The organism is Streptomyces sp. NBC_00483 (assembly GCF_036013745.1).
In the GTDB taxonomy this organism is placed as follows: Bacteria; Actinomycetota; Actinomycetes; order Streptomycetales; family Streptomycetaceae; genus Streptomyces.
In genome coordinates, this window is record NZ_CP107880.1 from 4,324,524 (window position 1) to 4,339,890 (window position 15,367).

At 70.9% G+C, this 15,367-nt stretch carries 17 protein-coding genes; 9 read left to right on the forward strand and 8 right to left on the reverse strand.

Annotation, left to right across the window (positions count from 1 at the left end):
• Positions 1 to 43: 43 nt before the first annotated feature.
• The 6 genes from OHA73_RS19045 to rsmI form a co-directional block, all read right to left on the reverse strand.
• The gene (locus OHA73_RS19045) at positions 44 to 946 is read right to left on the reverse strand and encodes a 4-(cytidine 5'-diphospho)-2-C-methyl-D-erythritol kinase (protein WP_327655622.1); all 903 of its coding nucleotides are present in this window, start codon (positions 944 to 946) and stop codon (positions 44 to 46) included.
• Complete coding sequence (rsmA, locus tag OHA73_RS19050) at positions 943 to 1,809, reverse strand: 16S rRNA (adenine(1518)-N(6)/adenine(1519)-N(6))-dimethyltransferase RsmA (RefSeq protein ID WP_266711080.1); 867 nt, start codon at positions 1,807 to 1,809, stop codon at positions 943 to 945. Before rsmA ends, OHA73_RS19045 begins: the two co-directional genes overlap by 4 nt.
• A gap of 788 nt (positions 1,810 to 2,597) precedes the next feature.
• Positions 2,598 to 3,905, reverse strand: a complete 1,308-nt coding sequence (locus OHA73_RS19055; RefSeq protein ID WP_327655623.1) for a ubiquitin-like domain-containing protein — start codon at positions 3,903 to 3,905, stop codon at positions 2,598 to 2,600.
• Between the two features lie 163 nt (positions 3,906 to 4,068).
• Positions 4,069 to 5,001, reverse strand: a complete 933-nt coding sequence (locus OHA73_RS19060; RefSeq protein WP_327655624.1) for a TatD family hydrolase — start codon at positions 4,999 to 5,001, stop codon at positions 4,069 to 4,071.
• A 24-nt stretch (positions 5,002 to 5,025) separates the two neighbouring features.
• A complete protein-coding gene (locus OHA73_RS19065) occupies positions 5,026 to 5,466 on the reverse strand; it encodes a hypothetical protein (RefSeq protein ID WP_266711086.1) in 441 nt (146 codons plus the stop codon).
• Positions 5,467 to 5,664: 198 nt separating this feature from the next.
• Entirely contained in the window at positions 5,665 to 6,549 is an 885-nt protein-coding gene (rsmI, locus tag OHA73_RS19070) for a 16S rRNA (cytidine(1402)-2'-O)-methyltransferase (protein ID WP_267070154.1), read from the reverse strand.
• Positions 6,550 to 6,612: 63 nt separating this feature from the next.
• Here rsmI and OHA73_RS19075 point away from each other — a divergent pair, with 63 nt between their 5' ends.
• Positions 6,613 to 8,376 (forward strand): dolichyl-phosphate-mannose--protein mannosyltransferase, encoded by a 1,764-nt coding sequence (locus OHA73_RS19075; protein WP_327655625.1) that lies wholly within the window; start codon positions 6,613 to 6,615, stop codon positions 8,374 to 8,376.
• Positions 8,377 to 8,523: 147 nt separating this feature from the next.
• Here the strand turns inward: OHA73_RS19075 and OHA73_RS19080 are convergent, their stop codons facing one another.
• Entirely contained in the window at positions 8,524 to 9,771 is a 1,248-nt protein-coding gene (locus OHA73_RS19080; protein WP_327655626.1) for an XRE family transcriptional regulator, read from the reverse strand.
• A 158-nt stretch (positions 9,772 to 9,929) separates the two neighbouring features.
• A complete protein-coding gene (locus tag OHA73_RS19085; protein ID WP_327655627.1) occupies positions 9,930 to 10,265 on the reverse strand; it encodes a winged helix-turn-helix domain-containing protein in 336 nt (111 codons plus the stop codon).
• Between the two features lie 424 nt (positions 10,266 to 10,689).
• Between OHA73_RS19085 and OHA73_RS19090 the strand changes: the two genes are divergently transcribed.
• From OHA73_RS19090 to OHA73_RS19125, 8 genes are all read left to right on the forward strand, one after another.
• Complete coding sequence (locus tag OHA73_RS19090) at positions 10,690 to 11,088, forward strand: DUF3307 domain-containing protein (RefSeq protein ID WP_327655628.1); 399 nt, start codon at positions 10,690 to 10,692, stop codon at positions 11,086 to 11,088.
• Between the two features lie 164 nt (positions 11,089 to 11,252).
• Positions 11,253 to 12,026, forward strand: coding sequence for a DUF4097 family beta strand repeat-containing protein (locus tag OHA73_RS19095; protein ID WP_327655629.1), 774 nt, complete (start codon positions 11,253 to 11,255; stop codon positions 12,024 to 12,026).
• Positions 12,027 to 12,123: 97 nt separating this feature from the next.
• Positions 12,124 to 12,417, forward strand: coding sequence for a hypothetical protein (locus OHA73_RS19100; RefSeq protein WP_327655630.1), 294 nt, complete (start codon positions 12,124 to 12,126; stop codon positions 12,415 to 12,417).
• Positions 12,414 to 13,019, forward strand: coding sequence for a hypothetical protein (locus tag OHA73_RS19105; RefSeq protein WP_327655631.1), 606 nt, complete (start codon positions 12,414 to 12,416; stop codon positions 13,017 to 13,019). The genes OHA73_RS19100 and OHA73_RS19105 overlap by 4 nt, the downstream gene beginning before the upstream one ends.
• On the forward strand, positions 13,016 to 13,996 hold the full coding sequence (locus OHA73_RS19110; protein WP_327655632.1) for a DUF2637 domain-containing protein: 981 nt from the start codon (positions 13,016 to 13,018) through the stop codon (positions 13,994 to 13,996). The genes OHA73_RS19105 and OHA73_RS19110 overlap by 4 nt, the downstream gene beginning before the upstream one ends.
• Positions 13,993 to 14,319: a hypothetical protein gene (locus tag OHA73_RS19115; protein ID WP_327655633.1), complete on the forward strand. Its 327-nt coding sequence runs from the start codon at positions 13,993 to 13,995 to the stop codon at positions 14,317 to 14,319. Before OHA73_RS19110 ends, OHA73_RS19115 begins: the two co-directional genes overlap by 4 nt.
• A gap of 23 nt (positions 14,320 to 14,342) precedes the next feature.
• A complete protein-coding gene (locus tag OHA73_RS19120) occupies positions 14,343 to 15,023 on the forward strand; it encodes a DNA polymerase III subunit beta family protein (protein ID WP_327655634.1) in 681 nt (226 codons plus the stop codon).
• Positions 15,020 to 15,334, forward strand: a complete 315-nt coding sequence (locus OHA73_RS19125; protein WP_327655635.1) for a hypothetical protein — start codon at positions 15,020 to 15,022, stop codon at positions 15,332 to 15,334. The genes OHA73_RS19120 and OHA73_RS19125 overlap by 4 nt, the downstream gene beginning before the upstream one ends.
• Positions 15,335 to 15,367 lie beyond the last annotated feature (33 nt).

The window sequence follows — 15,367 nt, forward strand, 5'->3', positions numbered from 1 at the left end:
CCGCGCTGAAAGATCGGGGCTCTGCCCCGGGCCCCGTGCCGAGTCAGAGGAGTGTCGCGCCCGGGGCCGGGGAGGAGGCCACGCGGGCCGTGCGGCACACGCCCGCCTCCGCCAAGCCCGCGGCCACGCGTCGCGCTGAGGCCTCGTCCGCCGCGAGGAACGCCGTCGTCGGGCCCGAGCCGGAGACCAGCGCGGCCAGCGCCCCCGCCGACGTACCGGCGTCAAGCGTGTCCTTCAGGGACGGGAAGAGGGAGAGCGCCGCGGGCTGGAGGTCGTTCGTGACCGTGGCCGCGAGCGCCTCGACGTCGCCGGTGCGCAGCGCCTCCAGAAGGGCGGGCGCGGCGACGGGGTCGGGAGCGTCGGGGCTGAGGCGGTCGAACTCGCGGTAGACGGCCGGGGTCGACAGGCCGCCGTCCGCCGCCGCGAACACCCACCAGAACTCCCCGCCCACGTCGAGGAGTTCGAGCTTCTCGCCCCGCCCCGTACCGAGCGCCGCCCCGCCGACCAGGCTGAACGGCACGTCGCTGCCCAACTCGGCGCAGATGTCGAGGAGTTCCTCACGGGACGCGTTCGTGCCCCAGAGCGCGTCGCAGGCCACGAGCGCGCCCGCCGCGTCCGCGGAGCCGCCCGCCATGCCGCCGGCGACCGGGATGTCCTTGGCGATGTGGATACGGATGGTGGGTTCACCGAGGCCGTGCCGCGCCGCCAGGGCGTACGCGGCGCGCGCGGCCAGGTTCGTACGGTCCAGGGGGACCTGGCCGGAACCGGGTCCCGTGCAGGTGAGTTCGAAGGCGTCCGCCTCCGACACCGTCACCTCGTCGTAGAGGCCCACGGCCAGGAACACGTTCGCCAGGTCGTGGAAGCCGTCGGGGCGGGCGCCGCCGACCGCGAGCTGGACGTTGACCTTGGCGGGTACGCGTACGGTCACCGACGTATCCGATGTCACTGCTGCTTGGCCTCCGCGATGCGGGCGAATTCGTGGACGGTGAGCGCCTCGCCGCGCGCCTGCGGGGAGACGCCAGCGGCGACGAGGGCCTCCTCGGCGGCCTGCGCCGAACCCGCCCACCCGGCGAGCGCCGCGCGCAGCGTCTTGCGGCGCTGGGCGAAGGCGGCGTCGACGACCGCGAAGACCTCTTGCCTGGACGCGGTGGTGGGGATCGGCTCGGTGCGGCGTACGAGGGAGACGAGGCCGGAGTCGACGTTCGGGGCGGGCCAGAAGACGTTGCGGCCGATCCGGCCGGCGAGTTTGACCTCCGCGTACCAGTTGGCTTTCACGGACGGGACGCCGTAGACGCGGGAGCCGGGCCCTGCGGCGAGCCGGTCGGCGACCTCGGCCTGCACCATCACGAGGGTCCGCTCGATGGTCGGGAAGTTCTCCAGCATGTGGAGCAGGACGGGGACCGCGACGTTGTACGGAAGGTTCGCGACGAGGGCGGTGGGGGCCGGGCCGGGAAGCTCGGTGACCTGCATCGCGTCGATGTTGACGAGGTCGAAGGCGTCCTTCTTGGCCGGAAGGCGGGCCGCGATGGTGGCGGGCAGGGCCGCGGCCAGTACGTCGTCGATCTCCACGGCCGTGACGTGGCGGGCCGCTTCGAGGAGGGCGAGGGTGAGCGAGCCGAGGCCGGGTCCGACCTCCACGACGGCGTCGTCCTCGGTCACTTCCGCGGTGCGGACGATGCGGCGGACGGTGTTGGCGTCGATCACGAAGTTCTGGCCGCGCTGCTTGGTCGGCCGGACGTTCAGCGCCGCGGCGAGTTCGCGGATGTCCGCGGCGCCGAGGAGGGGGCCCTGGGGGTCACTGGTGCTCACCGTTCAAGGGTAGCTGTGCCGGGGTGGGGCCCTTCGCCCGTGTTGCGCGGCACCGGGGTCTTACCGTGCCGTGGTCGGCGCCTCCCGTCCTGGTTGCGCGGCACCGGTGCCTTCCGGCTGCGCCGGTGCCCGGCCATCTCCCACCCTCCCGCCCCCTCCGGGGGCTTCGGCCCGTCCCGGGGCCCGGTCGCTGTGCCGGGGCGGGGCCCGCCGTAAGAGGTGCGCGGCACCGGGGTGCCGCCTTGCCCACCCTGCCGCCCCAGGCGGCAGATTGCCCAAGGCGGGTGCGGTCGACCGCAACGGGTGGGGGACCGTCCCAGGCGGCAGATTGCCCAAGGCGGGTGCGGTCGACCGCAACGGGTGGGGGACCGTCCCAGGCGGCAGATTGCCCAAGGCGGGTGCGGTCGACCGCAACGGGTGGGGGACCGCCCCAGGCGGCAGATTGCCCAAGGCGGGTGCGGTCGACCGCAACGGGTGGGGGACCGCCCCAGGCGGCGGATTGCCCAAGGCGATGGCGGTCGACCGCAACGGGTGGGGAACCGTCCCAGGCGGCGGATGGCCCAAGGCGGGTGCGGTTGACCGCAGGGGGTGGGGAGCCGTGGTTGCCGGCGGATCGCCCAAGGTGGTGGCGGCACCCCGTGCGGCCTACGCCCCCGGAGGGGGCGGGTGGGTGGGAAATGGGCGGGAGCCGGGCCATTGCCTGCGGGTGGGCAATTCAAGCCCCTGCGGCGCTTGAGCAGCGGGGTCCGGGGCGGAGCCCCGAGGCCGTAACCCCCGTGCCGCCACCGCTAGAGACGCGCCCCGCAGTGGGGCCAGGGGGAGGCCCCACGGCTGACGTAAAGCCGCTTCGCCCGGTACGTCTGCTCCGCGGCAGGCGCGTCCTGGGGGCGCCCCGAGCCGCCGAGGCTCTGCCACGTCTGCGTGTCGAACTGGTAGAGGCCCCCGTAGGTGCCGGTCGCGTCCGTGGCTCCCGGCCGACCGCCCGACTCACACGCCGCGAGCCCGGACCAGTTGAGGGAGTCCGCCCCGGCCACGGACGTCGGCATCGGCTTCGTACCCACCCTGACCTGCTGCGTACGCGGCTCCCGCACGACCTCCTGCCGCACGCGCCGCGGCTTCCCCCGGACCCCGTTGACGGTCCGCACCGAGTACGTGACCCGCTTCATGCCGGGCTCACCGGCCTGCGTGACGACCTCCGTGCCCTGGAACTGCGAGGCGTCCTCCGTGCGCTCGGTCGCGTAGGGGATCGGTTCCTCGCGGACCTCCTTCTCCCCCGTCACCCGCATCACCGTGATGACCTGCCCATCGCGCGGGAAGCTGCTCTGCGGCACCGACGTGGTGTCCTGCCCGCGCAGCGTGACGCCCGCGTCCTCGACGGCCCCGCCCACGGTCGCCGCGTTCGTGCGGATGGTGCGGCGGTTGCCGTCGGCCATGATCGTGACGCTGCGTTCGGTGCGTACGTCGAGGTCGAGTCCGTGGCGGGCGATGCGCTGGGAGCGGGAGGCCGAGACGTAGGCGCCCTCCGCCCGCACCCCGAGCTGTCTGAGCGCCCCGTGCACGGTCCGCTCCGTCGTCCACACCTCGCGGCGTTGCCCGTCGAGGGTGAGCCGGACGGGGCGCCCGTACCGGACCGCGACCTCGTCCCCGCTGGCCAGATCGGCCGTCTCGCCGGGCGCCACGACGTCGTGGTCGCCGACGTCCACGCCCTCCTCGGCGAGGAGTTCGGTGACGTCGTCGGCGAAGGTGTGCAGGGTGCGCTCCTTGCCGTCGACGCTGAGGTGGATCGCCTTGTCGTCGGCGACGAAGGCGGACGTGCCGCCCGCGAGGAACGCGACGACCAGCGCCTGCGGCAGCAGCCTGCGCAGCGACTCGGGGCGCTGCGCCACCTTCTTGCGGCGTGCGGCACGCCGCGCGGCGGCCCGCCCGCCGGTCGGCGCGGCGGCAGGGGCGGGAGCGGAGGCGGAGGCGGGGACCTGGGTCCCCTCCTCGTAGGCCTCGTAGGCCTCGTACGCCCCGCGCTCCCCATACGTCTCGTACCGCTCGTACGGCTCGTACGTCTCGTACCGCTCGTACGTCTCCTGCGGCGTAATGCTCACGACGACGCTCCAGGCCACTCACAGGTGTCCGGTCCCCGGTGAGGGGCGGATCGGGCCAGCAGAACCTAGCGGAGCGTCGGTCACTCTCCAAAGCACCCCGACTACTCTGCGTGGCTACTTTGCCCGAAGGTGAGCGGACGCGAGCGCCCGTGACCGTTATCGCTCAGTAATCGAAGGCACGCGCGGTGTTGGCGGAGACCGACGTCGCGAGGGCTCCCTCCGTGACGCCCTTGACCTCGGCCATGGCGCGCAGCGTGACCGGAATGAGATACGGGGCATTAGGCCGACCGCGGTACGGGGCGGGCGTGAGGAAGGGCGCGTCGGTCTCGACCAGGACCAGCTCCCGCGGGGCCACCGCGAGCGCGTCGCGCAGCGGCTGCGCGTTCTTGAACGTCACGTTTCCCGCGAACGACATGAAGTAGCCGTTCTCCGCGCAGATTTGGGCCATGTCCGCGTCGCCGGAGTAGCAGTGGAAGACGGTGCGCTCGGGCGCGCCCTCCTCCTTCAGGACGCGTAGCACATCAGCGTGGGCCTCACGGTCGTGGATGACCAGCGCCTTGCCGTGCCGCTTGGCGATCTCGATGTGGGCGCGGAAGGAACGCTCCTGCGCGGCCTTGCCCTCGGGGCCCGTACGGAAGTAGTCGAGACCGGTCTCGCCGACGCCCTTCACGTGCGGGAGGGCGGCGAGCCGGTCGATCTCGGCGAGGGCCTCGTCCAGGCCCGCGTCACCGAGCGGTTCCCTGGCCCCCTGCCGGGACCATCCCGCCCGTCTCCCACCACCACCCTTGTCCGAGGCCCCTTCGGGGCCGCCCCTCTCGATGGGGTCGCCGTGCACGATGCGCGGCGCCTCGTTGGGGTGCAGGGCGACGGTCGCGTGCACGCACGCGTGCTCCTCGGCCACGGAGGCCGCCCACCGCGAGCCCGCGAGGTCGCAGCCCACCTGGACGACCGTGGTCACACCCACCGACGCCGCCTTGGCGAGGCCCTCCTCCACGGTGCCCTCCTGCATGTCCAGGTGGGTGTGGGAGTCGGCGACCTCGATCTCCAGGGGCGCTGGCAGCGGCGGCGGGGTGACGTCTTTGGTGCTGGGGCTCATGCCCCCGATCCTACGAAGCCGGTGTCACTCGTCCCGCTTGTGGTGGTGGCTGAAGGGGTGCAGCAGGTCCGACAGATGCCAGTGGTGGTGCCCCTCGCGCTCCGCGGCGCCCGGCTCCGGCACGTCCACCGGGCCGGACTGCGGGGTGCGGTGGTGCTGCAGCGCGTCACGGGCCGAGGAGACACGGCCCGCGCGCATGATGCGTACGACGTGGCCCTCGCAGTTCACACACGTGGGCCTGGTCAGCGGCGACGGCACCCGCTCGCCCCCGACCACGTACATCACGAACTCCGCACCCTCCCCGTCGACGTGGTGCTCGATCTCGTAGGACTGCTCCCAGCCGTGCCCGCACCGCATGCAGGCGAACGAATACGACTCGTGGACGATGGATGTCGCCGCGCTGCGATTCGGGACCGGGGGCGTCTGCGCACCAATGGCTGTCTTGGAGACTGCGAACTCGCTCATGCCAGCTCCTCTTGCCCGCTGGACAAACGCTGCCCTGCGGCAGCGTGGGGACGGGTGCGTCCCCTTCAACCAGTGGACGCCTCCGCCGGGCCGCGCGCAAAAGGTCTGTCGACTATTGGATCCGATTTGGCCTTTCCCTGCCGAAACGGCCCTGCCGCGCGGTCTTCGCTTTGCTTTTCAGGTTAGTCCTTTACGCGCTTATGGGGCGGTCCGCGCCGCATTCTTTGCCGCCACGACGGCATCGAAGACCTCGCGCTTGGGCAGCCCGACGTCGGCGGCCACGGCGGCGATCGCCTCCTTGCGGCGCTCCCCCGCCTCCTCGCGCACCCGCACCCTGCGCACCAGCTCATCGGGGGTGAGGTCGTCGGCGGACTTCTCCGGCGCACCCTCGACGACGACCGTGATCTCGCCGCGCACGCCCTCGGCGGCCCACTCGGCGAGCTCCTTCAGGGGGCCGCGCTTGACCTCCTCGTACGTCTTGGTGAGCTCGCGGCACACGGCGGCGCGGCGGTCCTCGCCGAAGGCCTCGGCCATCGCGGCGAGGGTGTCGTCGAGGCGGTGTGGGGCCTCGAAGTAGACGAGGGTGCGGCGCTCCTCGGCGACCTCCTTGAGCCGGGAGAGCCGCTCGCCCGCCTTGCGCGGCAGGAAGCCCTCGAAGCAGAAGCGGTCGACAGGGAGCCCGGAGAGCGCGAGGGCGGTGAGCACGGCGGACGGACCCGGCACGGCCGTGACCCGGATGTCCCGCTCGACGGCCGCCGCGACCAGCCGGTACCCGGGGTCGGACACGGACGGCATCCCCGCGTCCGTGACGAGCAGCACCCGCGCCCCGCCGGCGAGCGCCTCGACGAGCTCCGGCGTACGGGCGGTCTCATTGCCCTCGAAGTACGACACGACACGCCCGCCGACCTGCACCCCGAGCGCCTGCGTGAGCCGCTTCATGCGCCGGGTGTCCTCGGCGGCGACGACATCGGCGGTGGCCAGCTCCTTGGCCAGCCGCGGCGGCGCGTCCGCCACATCACCGATCGGCGTGCCCGCGAGCACGAGGGTTCCGGTGGACTCGGGGGATTCTGCGGTTCCAGTCACGTTTCCAGTCTCGCAGGCACGGGGAACGGCACTCGCACAGTCGTGTTCCCTACGATGGCGCGCGTGACCAGTACCGCGTCGTCGTCCGGGGCGACTCCGACCAGCGCACCGACCGAGCAGGCCGCAAGCGTGGAGCCGCAGCAGTCGTCGTGGCTGCGCGGGCTGCGCAGGTTCGGATACCGGGCGCAGGCCAGAGGCTCAGACGTGGGCACGCGCCTGGTGCCGCCGTTCCCGCCGCTCGGGGGGCGCCTGTGGGCGTCCTTCGGGCTGAGCCGGTTCTCCGCCGCGCAGGCGGAGCGGATCGTCGGCTGGGTCGGGCCGCTGCTCGTCACGCTCGTCGCGGGCCTCGCCAGGTTCTGGAATCTGGGCAGCCCGAAGGCCGTGATATTCGACGAGACGTACTACGCGAAGGACGCGTGGGCGCTCATCCACCGCGGCTTCGAGGTGAACTGGCCCAAGGACGCCAACGACAAGATCCTGGCCACGGGCGGAAACGTACCGATCCCGCACGACGCCTCGTACGTCGTGCATCCACCGGTGGGCAAGTACGTCATCGGCATCGGCGAGTGGATGTTCGGGTTCGACCCGTTCGGCTGGCGGTTCATGACGGCGGTCCTCGGCACGCTGTGCGTGCTCATGGTCTGCCGGATCGGGCGGCGCATCTTCCGCTCCACGTTCCTCGGCTGCCTAGCGGGCGCGCTGCTCGCCGTGGACGGGCTCGCGTTCGTGATGAGCCGCACCGCGCTGCTCGACTCGATCCTGGTCTTCTTCGTGGTGGCGGCGTTCTGCTGCCTGGTGCTCGACCGGGAGCGCACGCGCGGGCAGTTGGCCGCCGCGCTGCCGGTGGACGAGTACGGGCTGCCGCACCCCGATGCCGAGGTCGCACAGACGCTGCGCCTGGGCTGGCGGCCGTGGCGGCTGCTGGCCGGCCTGTGCCTCGGGCTAGGCGCCGCCACGAAGTGGAACGGCTTCATCTTCCTGGCCGCCTTCGCCCTCATGTCGGTGCTGTGGGACGTGGGTTCGCGACGGGTGGCGGGCGCCGAGCGCCCGTACCGCGCGGTCCTGAAGCGGGACGTCGCACCCGCCTTCGTCTCGACCGTCCCCGTGGCCATCGCCACGTACGTGCTGTCCTGGCTCGGCTGGATCCTCTCCCCCACCGACGGCTCCGGCGGCTACTTCCGCAACTGGGCGGTGACCGACGGCAAGGGCGGCACCTTCACCTGGCTGCCGGACTGGGTGCGCAGCATGTGGCACTACGAGCACGAGGTGTGGAACTTCAACACCACGCTCAGCTCGCCGCACACCTACCAGTCGAACCCGTGGAGCTGGATGGTCGACGGCCGCCCGGTCTCGTACTTCTACGAGTCGCCGAAGCCGGGCGCGCAGGGCTGCCCCGCCGACGCCACCGAGAAGTGCGCCCGCGAGGTCCTCGCCCTCGGCACACCGCTGCTGTGGTGGGCGGCCTGCTTCGCGCTCCTGTACGTGCTGTGGCGCTGGTTCTTCCGCCGCGACTGGCGGGCGGGCGCGATCCTGTGCGGCATCGCGGCGGGCTACCTCCCCTGGTTCAACTACCAGGAGCGGACGATCTTCTACTTCTACGCGGTCGTCTTCGCCCCGTTCCTCTGCCTGGCCCTGGCGATGATGCTCGGCGCGATCATCGGCAAACCGGGCTCACCGGAGCGACGGCGGGTGATCGGCGCGGCGGCCGCGGGCGCCCTGGTGCTGCTGATCGCGTGGAACTTCATCTACTTCTGGCCGATCTACACAGGCGACGCGATCCCGGTCGACTCGTGGCGGTCACGGATGTGGCTGGACACCTGGGTCTAGCTGGGCAAACGAACGGGAGGGGCGCGGCCGTGGCCGCACCCCTCCCGTTTTTGTTGGTCGTTATTGGTCAACCTGGGCCGCCCTCGGACGGCCCAGCGACGGCCCCGGTCACCTTGTCCCAGAAGGAGGACAAGCGAGGTCAGAACGCTACTGCGGAAGGAATCCGGGCTTCTCTTGTCCGAGCGCGCGCAGGTGCCCCAGGTACTCCTGAGCGGCTGGCTCGGAGCTGTATCGGCGCTTCATCTCCGCAGCGAGTTCGCGGCTGGTCATGATGAGCGAGGGGACCGATTGGCGGTCGCCTTGCAGAGCGCGTTCGCCCATCATCAGGGCCTGTTCTAGGTCGCCTTCACGAGCGGCCGTGACGCCGAGCGTGACCCGCGCTTCTGAATTGCGCATAGGGCTGCGCTCGGTTCCGTCGAAGTCCGTTCCCGCCCTCAGGACTTCTTCCGCGAGCGTTCGCGCGAGCTTGTCCTCACCAACCAGCCGGTAGCAGTCCATCGAGTAGAAATCGAACTTGGCGGGGTCCACGACAAAGTGGTTGTCGAGGTTGTCGGGGTGCGGCATGCCTTCGAGCAGTCGACGTCCCTTGTCCAAGGCGACCTCGACCTGTCGGCGGTCGCCGAGACGCGCCCACGCCTTGGCTTCCTGGCCCGCGAGTTGCACTGCCACGCTGTGGTTGGGCGCAACCTCCGCGCCGGCTTGCGCCGCCGCGATTACACCGCGGTAGTCACCAGTGGTGAGAGCGAACCATGCCCGCATCTCATGAGCCCACCCGGCCACCTCTGCATGGTCTGCTTCGGACGCGAGCGAGAGCGCTGCCTGACGGGTCGACTCCGCTGCATGCCGCTCTCCGCTGTCGTACTCGACACAGCCGACGAGCAGCGCGAGCCAACCGGACAGTGCGAGAACCTCGCGATGCTGGGAGAGGGTGAGGCTCTTGTTGTGGAGTTCGACGACCCGTCGCAACCACTGCCGCCCCTCAATGAGGAGCTGAGCGCTGGGCATGAAGGGGTATTCCGAGCACAGCCGGTCCGTCGTGATCCGTAGAGCATCGAGAGTCGCGCTGTCGACGTCCGACCTGTTGAGGCGACTGACGATTTCCAGCGTCTCCATGCCGCTCGCCGCAAGGATCTCTTTCCCGCCGTCACGTCGCGAGGGCGCCGGAAAGAGTGCGTGCGTCACGGTGCCGAAGAGTTCCGCAATGATCGGTTGATAGAAGTCGTTCGGCGCCTGGCCCGACTCCCAGCGCTTCCACTGGCGAATCATGCTGTCCTCTGCGGGCAGCTCCGTGGGTGCGTGAGCCCGTAGGGCTCGGACTGCATCTCGCTGCGACCAGTCGCGCGCCATCCGCTCGGCAGCAATGCGCCGTGCCCATGCGGGCCTGTCGTCGGTCATGCGCCCTCCTCTGAGTGCCTAGTCCGAGTCTCTCCCGCGAGCAGGGGGGACAGGGAAGGGGACAGCGGGGTGTCACTGGACATGTCCCCTGACCTCCACCTCTGCCCCCAGGCTGTCACTTATGCCACACCCTCCGTGATCGACATTCTGGCTTCAGATCAAGCACCACCCGGCACGGAGCGGGATTCGAGCGCTTCGAGCCGTTCAGTCAACGTCTGGAGCTGGGAGCGAATTTCCTTGATGTCGTCGCGAACGTCATTGCCGGGCACAGACCCGTCGCTGACGAAGTTGCCGAGGTTGCCGGCCGACACGATCAACCCTTCGGCCCGGAGTGCAGCTAGCCCGTTCTGGATGGTCTGGCTGGCGTACCCGAACCGGTCCATCAGTTCGCGCTGCGACGGGATTTTTTCTCCCGGCTTCATTCTCTTGATGTCCTCGCGCAGGGCGTCCGCGACCTGCACCGCCTTGGGCTTCGGGCCTCCTGTGACAGTCATGCTCTGAGCGTACCCACCACAGCGAACTAGAGCGCATCACTGCGCGGAGGTTGTGCACCACAGCAGACTAGTGCAAGCTAGTTAGCAAGCAGCCGCCCGGAAATACAGGGCGGAAGTGGTTTGACCTGCACGAACGGGCGTTGAGTTTTCGGATTCGACGTCAAGGGGCCCGGGACAGAGCGGGCCGAGGCGCACCGGCGCCTTGTCATTCACCGGATGGCTTTAGACCGAAAGGTCACGTCTCCATACGCCTACAACGTGGTCATGCCGCGCTACCTGATACGGGCGCGGCACCCGCGAAGGAGACACCGCACTACCTCAGCTTTCGCCGCTTTGCGCGGCGGCCGGCTGCCTCCGCTGCTCGTCTCGCACGAGCAGCGCCGAGGGGAGTCGGAATACCCCTTCTTCTTCCGGGAGTTCGCACATGTTCGCATCGCTGTTCGTCCTGCTCTACGTCGCTCACCTGCTGTCCGACTACCCGCTCCAGACGGACCACCAGGCCAAGCACAAGGCCGGGGCGGGCACCTGCGGATGGCGCGCCAACCTCTCCCACGCCCTGACCCACGTCGCCGTCACGCTGGCCGCGCTCGCGGTCGGCGCCGCGGTCCTCGATCTGGACCTGAACCTCATCGCGGTGGCGGCCGGCGTCATCTGGATCGGCGCCACGCATGCCGTCATCGACCGGCGTTGGCCGGTTGTCCGCTGGATGGCGTTCGCCCGTCAGGCCGGGTTCGCCCAGCACGGCGGCGCTGCCCACGTCGACCAGACCGCGCACCTGACCGCGCTGGTCGTCGCCGCGTTGGCCATCGCCGGTCTGTCCTGACTGCCTCTGTCCAAATCGCCCCGATGGTCGCAAGGCCGGGTTCGACTCCCGGCTGGGGCGCCCGCCCGCCGCGCTCGCGGCAGGGCTTCCGGATGCGCCGTCGTCTCACCAACGCCTGCGGCCGTTCCGGCTCTCTCTAGTCCCTCCCATCAGGAGTCTTCGTCATGGCAGAGCGTCTCTTCGTGTCCCAGACTTCCGGCCCGATCGTTCTGGGCCTGTCCCTCCCAACCGGCACGGTTCGTGTGCAGGTCGACGACCGGCTGACCACGGCCCGCATCGAGCTGTACACCGCCGACACCAGCGGCCCGGCGGCCGACGCGGTCAACCGCGCCCGCTCCGAGCAGAACGGGCAGGCACTCGCCATCGAGGTGCCCAAGCTGCCGGACAACGTGATGACGCAGTCCGTCCGCGGCGGCCGGATCGTGCAGCACGGCGGCGTCATGAACTTCGGCACGATGACCGGCGTGACCATGGTCAACGGCCGTGTCATCTCCGGTGGTTCGAGCGGCATGCAGACCGTGAGCCCGATCGAGGTCCGCGTCCACCTGCCCGCCCGTTCCTCGCTGGCCGTCGTCGGCACCTCCACGGATGCCGAGGTGTTCGGCGCCGTCGACCAGTTGGAGTTCCGCTCCGTCTCCGGCGACCTGGTCGCCGACATCGTTCACAGCCTGGTCGCCAACTCCACCTCGGGCGACATCAGCGCCGGCCGCATCGCCGACCGGATTTCGGCTCGCACGGTCTCCGGTGATCTGAGCGTCGACCTGTACGAGGGACGCGACGCCGACCTGAACTCCACTTCCGGCGACATCGACGTCCAGGCCACCGGGTCGGCGACCGGCACCGTCCGCGCCAACACCACGTCCGGCGACGTCCGCGTCCGTGGTGGCCGCCACCTGCACGTCAGCGCGCACAGCCTCTCCGGCCGCGTCCGCGCCTGACGCCCTCGCGCTTCCGTACCTGCCGGGCGGGGTTCCGTCTCACCACCGCCTGCCCCCGTCCCGGCCCCTTCCAGTCCCTCCCATCAGGAGTTTCGCCATGAAGTCTTTCGTCGGTACCCACCAGGTCGTCTCCGCTGACGACTACATCGAACTCGCCCTCGGCACCCCGGTCGAACTGTGGCTCGGAGTGGAAGGCGAGAGCGAGGAGGAGCGCGCGGCCCGCCAGGACGCGGCGCGCGACATCCTCGCCGACAACCCGCACCTGGTCGACGACGCGACCCGCCTCGCCGCCGACACCCTCGACGCATACGTGCCGGAGCTGGGCAACGTCCTCCCGCTGGCCCGTCCCGTCGCCCGCCGTCGTGGTGCTCGCAAGGGGGTGGCCGCATGATGGCCGCCGCTCCGGCCCCCGAGGTTCTGGCCGACCACAAGGGCAATCCGCGCCCGGTCCTCGACATGCCGCTCGGCTACGAGCAGGCCCGGTTGGGGATGGCCTTTCACGAGGCCGGGCACGCCGTGCTCGCGATGGCCTACGGCATGACCGTGCACTCCAGCGAGGTCATCGCCTGGATGCCCGAGAACGACAAGTGGGCCGTGACCGGCAACACCGCCTGGCAGGCGAACAACACCTCGCCGTGGCGCTTCGCCGCGGTGGCCGCTGCCGGGCAGGTCGCCCACGTCAACTACCTGATGGCCTACGGCCTGTGGACGCCGGAACGGGCCGCGGCCTGCGCCGCCGTGCACGACCGCGAGCAGGCCATCGACACCCTCACCGAGCACGGCTTCGCCATCAGCGCGGACCACGTTCCCGAGGGCGGCAAGTCGTGGTCGATGGTGCGCGGGATGGCCCGCCGCAAGGTCGGCTACCTGTGGCGCGAGATCCGCACCGTGGCCCACGCCATGGACGAACAGACCGTACTCACCGGCGACGACATCGCCACCCTGACCGGCCTGGTCAACCCCGTATCGATCGTGGAGGAGGCCGCAGCATGAGCGCTCCCGAGACCATCGAGCGTCCGGCCGTTCCGCCGCTGACGCGCCCCGAGTTGGGCCTTGCTGGGGTCGGTGCCGCTGCGGCGGCCGGCGTCGGCTCGCTCGGCTTCCTCGCCTCGTTCGACGCCGTATCCTCTGCCGCGCTGCGGTGGGGGTTCGAGCAGCCGTGGATGCTGCCGGTCGGTATCGACGTGGCGATTCCGGTGTTCACCGTCGCCAACCTGCTGCTGATCCGGATGGACATGGCGCTGGCGTGGGTGCGCTGCGTGCCCTGGCTGCTCACCCTGGTCACCTGCGGTCTGAACGTCGCTGCCGGACATGGGATGTGGGCCAAGCTGGCGCACGGCACGATGCCGCTGCTGTGGGTGGTCTTTTCCGAGATCGGCGCCCACATCTACGCCGTACGGATCGGCGCGGTCACCGGCCGCCGGATGGACAAGATCCGGTGGACGCGGTGGCTGCTCGCCCCCTGGCCCACCTTCACGCTGTGGCGGCGCATGACGCTGTGGGAGATCACCTCCTACGCCGATGCACTCGCCCGTGAGCGGGAACGGCAGTTGGCCCGCGCGGACCTGCGCGAACAGCACGGCCGCATGTGGCGTTCGAAGACGCCACGGCGCGCACGCGTCCTGCTCAAGCTCGGGGACCTTGCCCCCGGCGCCGAGCCGGAACCCGAGCAGCCGGAACCGCCGAAGCAAGAGGCGCCGGCGCCCGCTCCGCGGAAGGCCCCAGCCCCGCGCCGCCGTTCTGCCGCCAAGGCGCCTACCCGGCGCGGCCTGGACGACCTGCTCGCCGAGGCCCGCAAGGTCACCGGCTCGTGGTCGGACGCGGACGTCAACGCTGAGGCGCTGCGCAAGGAACTGCACTGCGGCGCCAAGCAAGCCCGCCAGGTCCGCGACACGCTCACCGCCGAACGCGCACACACGCCGCTGCACGCCGTCGACACCGACGACACGGCGGAGGAGGTGGCGGCATGAGCGAGCCCCTGACCGGCACCACGACATGGCGCCCCGTGATGGCAGCGGCAGGGTTCCGCTGCCAGTGCACCGGGCAGTGCGGGACCCCCCACGCCAAGGGCGAGGGCCGGTGCCTGCACGAGCACGACGGATACACCAGCAAGCACGGCCGCCGGGTCCGCCTCATCGCCGCCCCGGTCGACCCGCTTGCCTCCGCCGTGACGGCCGCCGCGCTGCCCGCCGCCGAGTTGGTGGCGTGGTGCCCGGACTGCCACGCCGCCGCCGCACGCCGCGCCCGGCGTGCCATCTCCTCGCCCGCCGCCGAGGCGCCGGGCCTGTTCTAGCTGAGCACTGGAGAGGACATCAAATGATTGGCCCGATCCATGATTTCCCTTACCTGCTGGAGCAGGTCAGCGACCACATGAGCCAGGACAAGACGCTGCCGTTGATGCACGGCGTCTACTTCGAGGCCCGCGGCGCCTTCCTCTACGCGGTGGCCACCGACCGCTACACCCTCGCCGTCTCCCGCCGCCGACTGGAGCAGGGCCCGGCCCGCCCGTGGTCGGTGCTGATCGGCGCGCAGGACCTGAAGTTGCTGCGGGCGTTCGCCCGCCTCAACCGCCGCACTCCGCTGGTGCTGGAGCGCGAGCGGGACGTGTGGGGTGGTGAGTCGCTGACCGTGCGCGCCAACGGACAGCGCCTGGAGGTTCCCGCCGTCGACGGCCCGCTGTCCGAGTTCTGGCAGCGCGGTACCTGGCGCACGCTGCTCGCCGACCACATCGGCCAGACACCGGACATGCGGCGCGAGATCCGAGTCAACCCGACGATGCTCGCCCGTTGGGGCCGGGCCCGTGGCGCCGAGCGCAATGAGCCGCTGACCGTGTGGTGCTCCGGCCCTCGCAAACCGCTCGTGGTGGCCTGCGGCGCGGACTTCATCGGCCTCCAGATGCCCATCACCAGCGACGACCAGGCGCCCGGACGCAACGAGGTCGTCGACGGCTGGAGCGACCTGGCCCCGCGCCAGGTCGCCGGAGAGCGGGCGGCATGAGCCTGACGTTCACCGATCTGTTCCGTCGCCGGCCGCGTGTGCCGATGGCGCAGGGTCGGCAGTGGACGCACACCGAGGGTGGGCCGGGCGAGGTGCTGACGACCGTCGGCCCGCTGCCCGCCGGCCAAGTGCGGTTCCTGGCTCTGCGCAGGGTCGCCTACGGGGCGCGGGCGCACGTCTACCGCACCACCGACCGCGACGGCCGTGAGTGGTTCGTGGTCTGGGTTCGCGAGGGCGTCCACACCGGCTTCCGGCAGATCTCCCGCACAGCCGTTTTCGAGGTCTCGCCCACGATCTGGCGCGACCTGTAGTCGCCCTGTCCCCGACTCGTACGTGCGCAACGG

Coding starts and splice junctions, on each gene's coding strand:
- OHA73_RS19060 (WP_327655624.1), bottom strand. CDS start 5,001: ATGAGCCCCAGCACCAAAGACGTCACCCCGCCGCCGCTGCCAGCGCCC.
- OHA73_RS19065 (WP_266711086.1), bottom strand. CDS start 5,466: ATGAGCGAGTTCGCAGTCTCCAAGACAGCCATTGGTGCGCAGACGCCC.
- OHA73_RS19080 (WP_327655626.1), bottom strand. CDS start 9,771: ATGACCGACGACAGGCCCGCATGGGCACGGCGCATTGCTGCCGAGCGG.
- OHA73_RS19085 (WP_327655627.1), bottom strand. CDS start 10,265: ATGACTGTCACAGGAGGCCCGAAGCCCAAGGCGGTGCAGGTCGCGGAC.
- OHA73_RS19090 (WP_327655628.1), top strand. CDS start 10,690: ATGTTCGCATCGCTGTTCGTCCTGCTCTACGTCGCTCACCTGCTGTCC.
- OHA73_RS19095 (WP_327655629.1), top strand. CDS start 11,253: ATGGCAGAGCGTCTCTTCGTGTCCCAGACTTCCGGCCCGATCGTTCTG.
- OHA73_RS19100 (WP_327655630.1), top strand. CDS start 12,124: ATGAAGTCTTTCGTCGGTACCCACCAGGTCGTCTCCGCTGACGACTAC.
- OHA73_RS19105 (WP_327655631.1), top strand. CDS start 12,414: ATGATGGCCGCCGCTCCGGCCCCCGAGGTTCTGGCCGACCACAAGGGC.
- OHA73_RS19110 (WP_327655632.1), top strand. CDS start 13,016: ATGAGCGCTCCCGAGACCATCGAGCGTCCGGCCGTTCCGCCGCTGACG.
- OHA73_RS19115 (WP_327655633.1), top strand. CDS start 13,993: ATGAGCGAGCCCCTGACCGGCACCACGACATGGCGCCCCGTGATGGCA.
- OHA73_RS19120 (WP_327655634.1), top strand. CDS start 14,343: ATGATTGGCCCGATCCATGATTTCCCTTACCTGCTGGAGCAGGTCAGC.
- OHA73_RS19125 (WP_327655635.1), top strand. CDS start 15,020: ATGAGCCTGACGTTCACCGATCTGTTCCGTCGCCGGCCGCGTGTGCCG.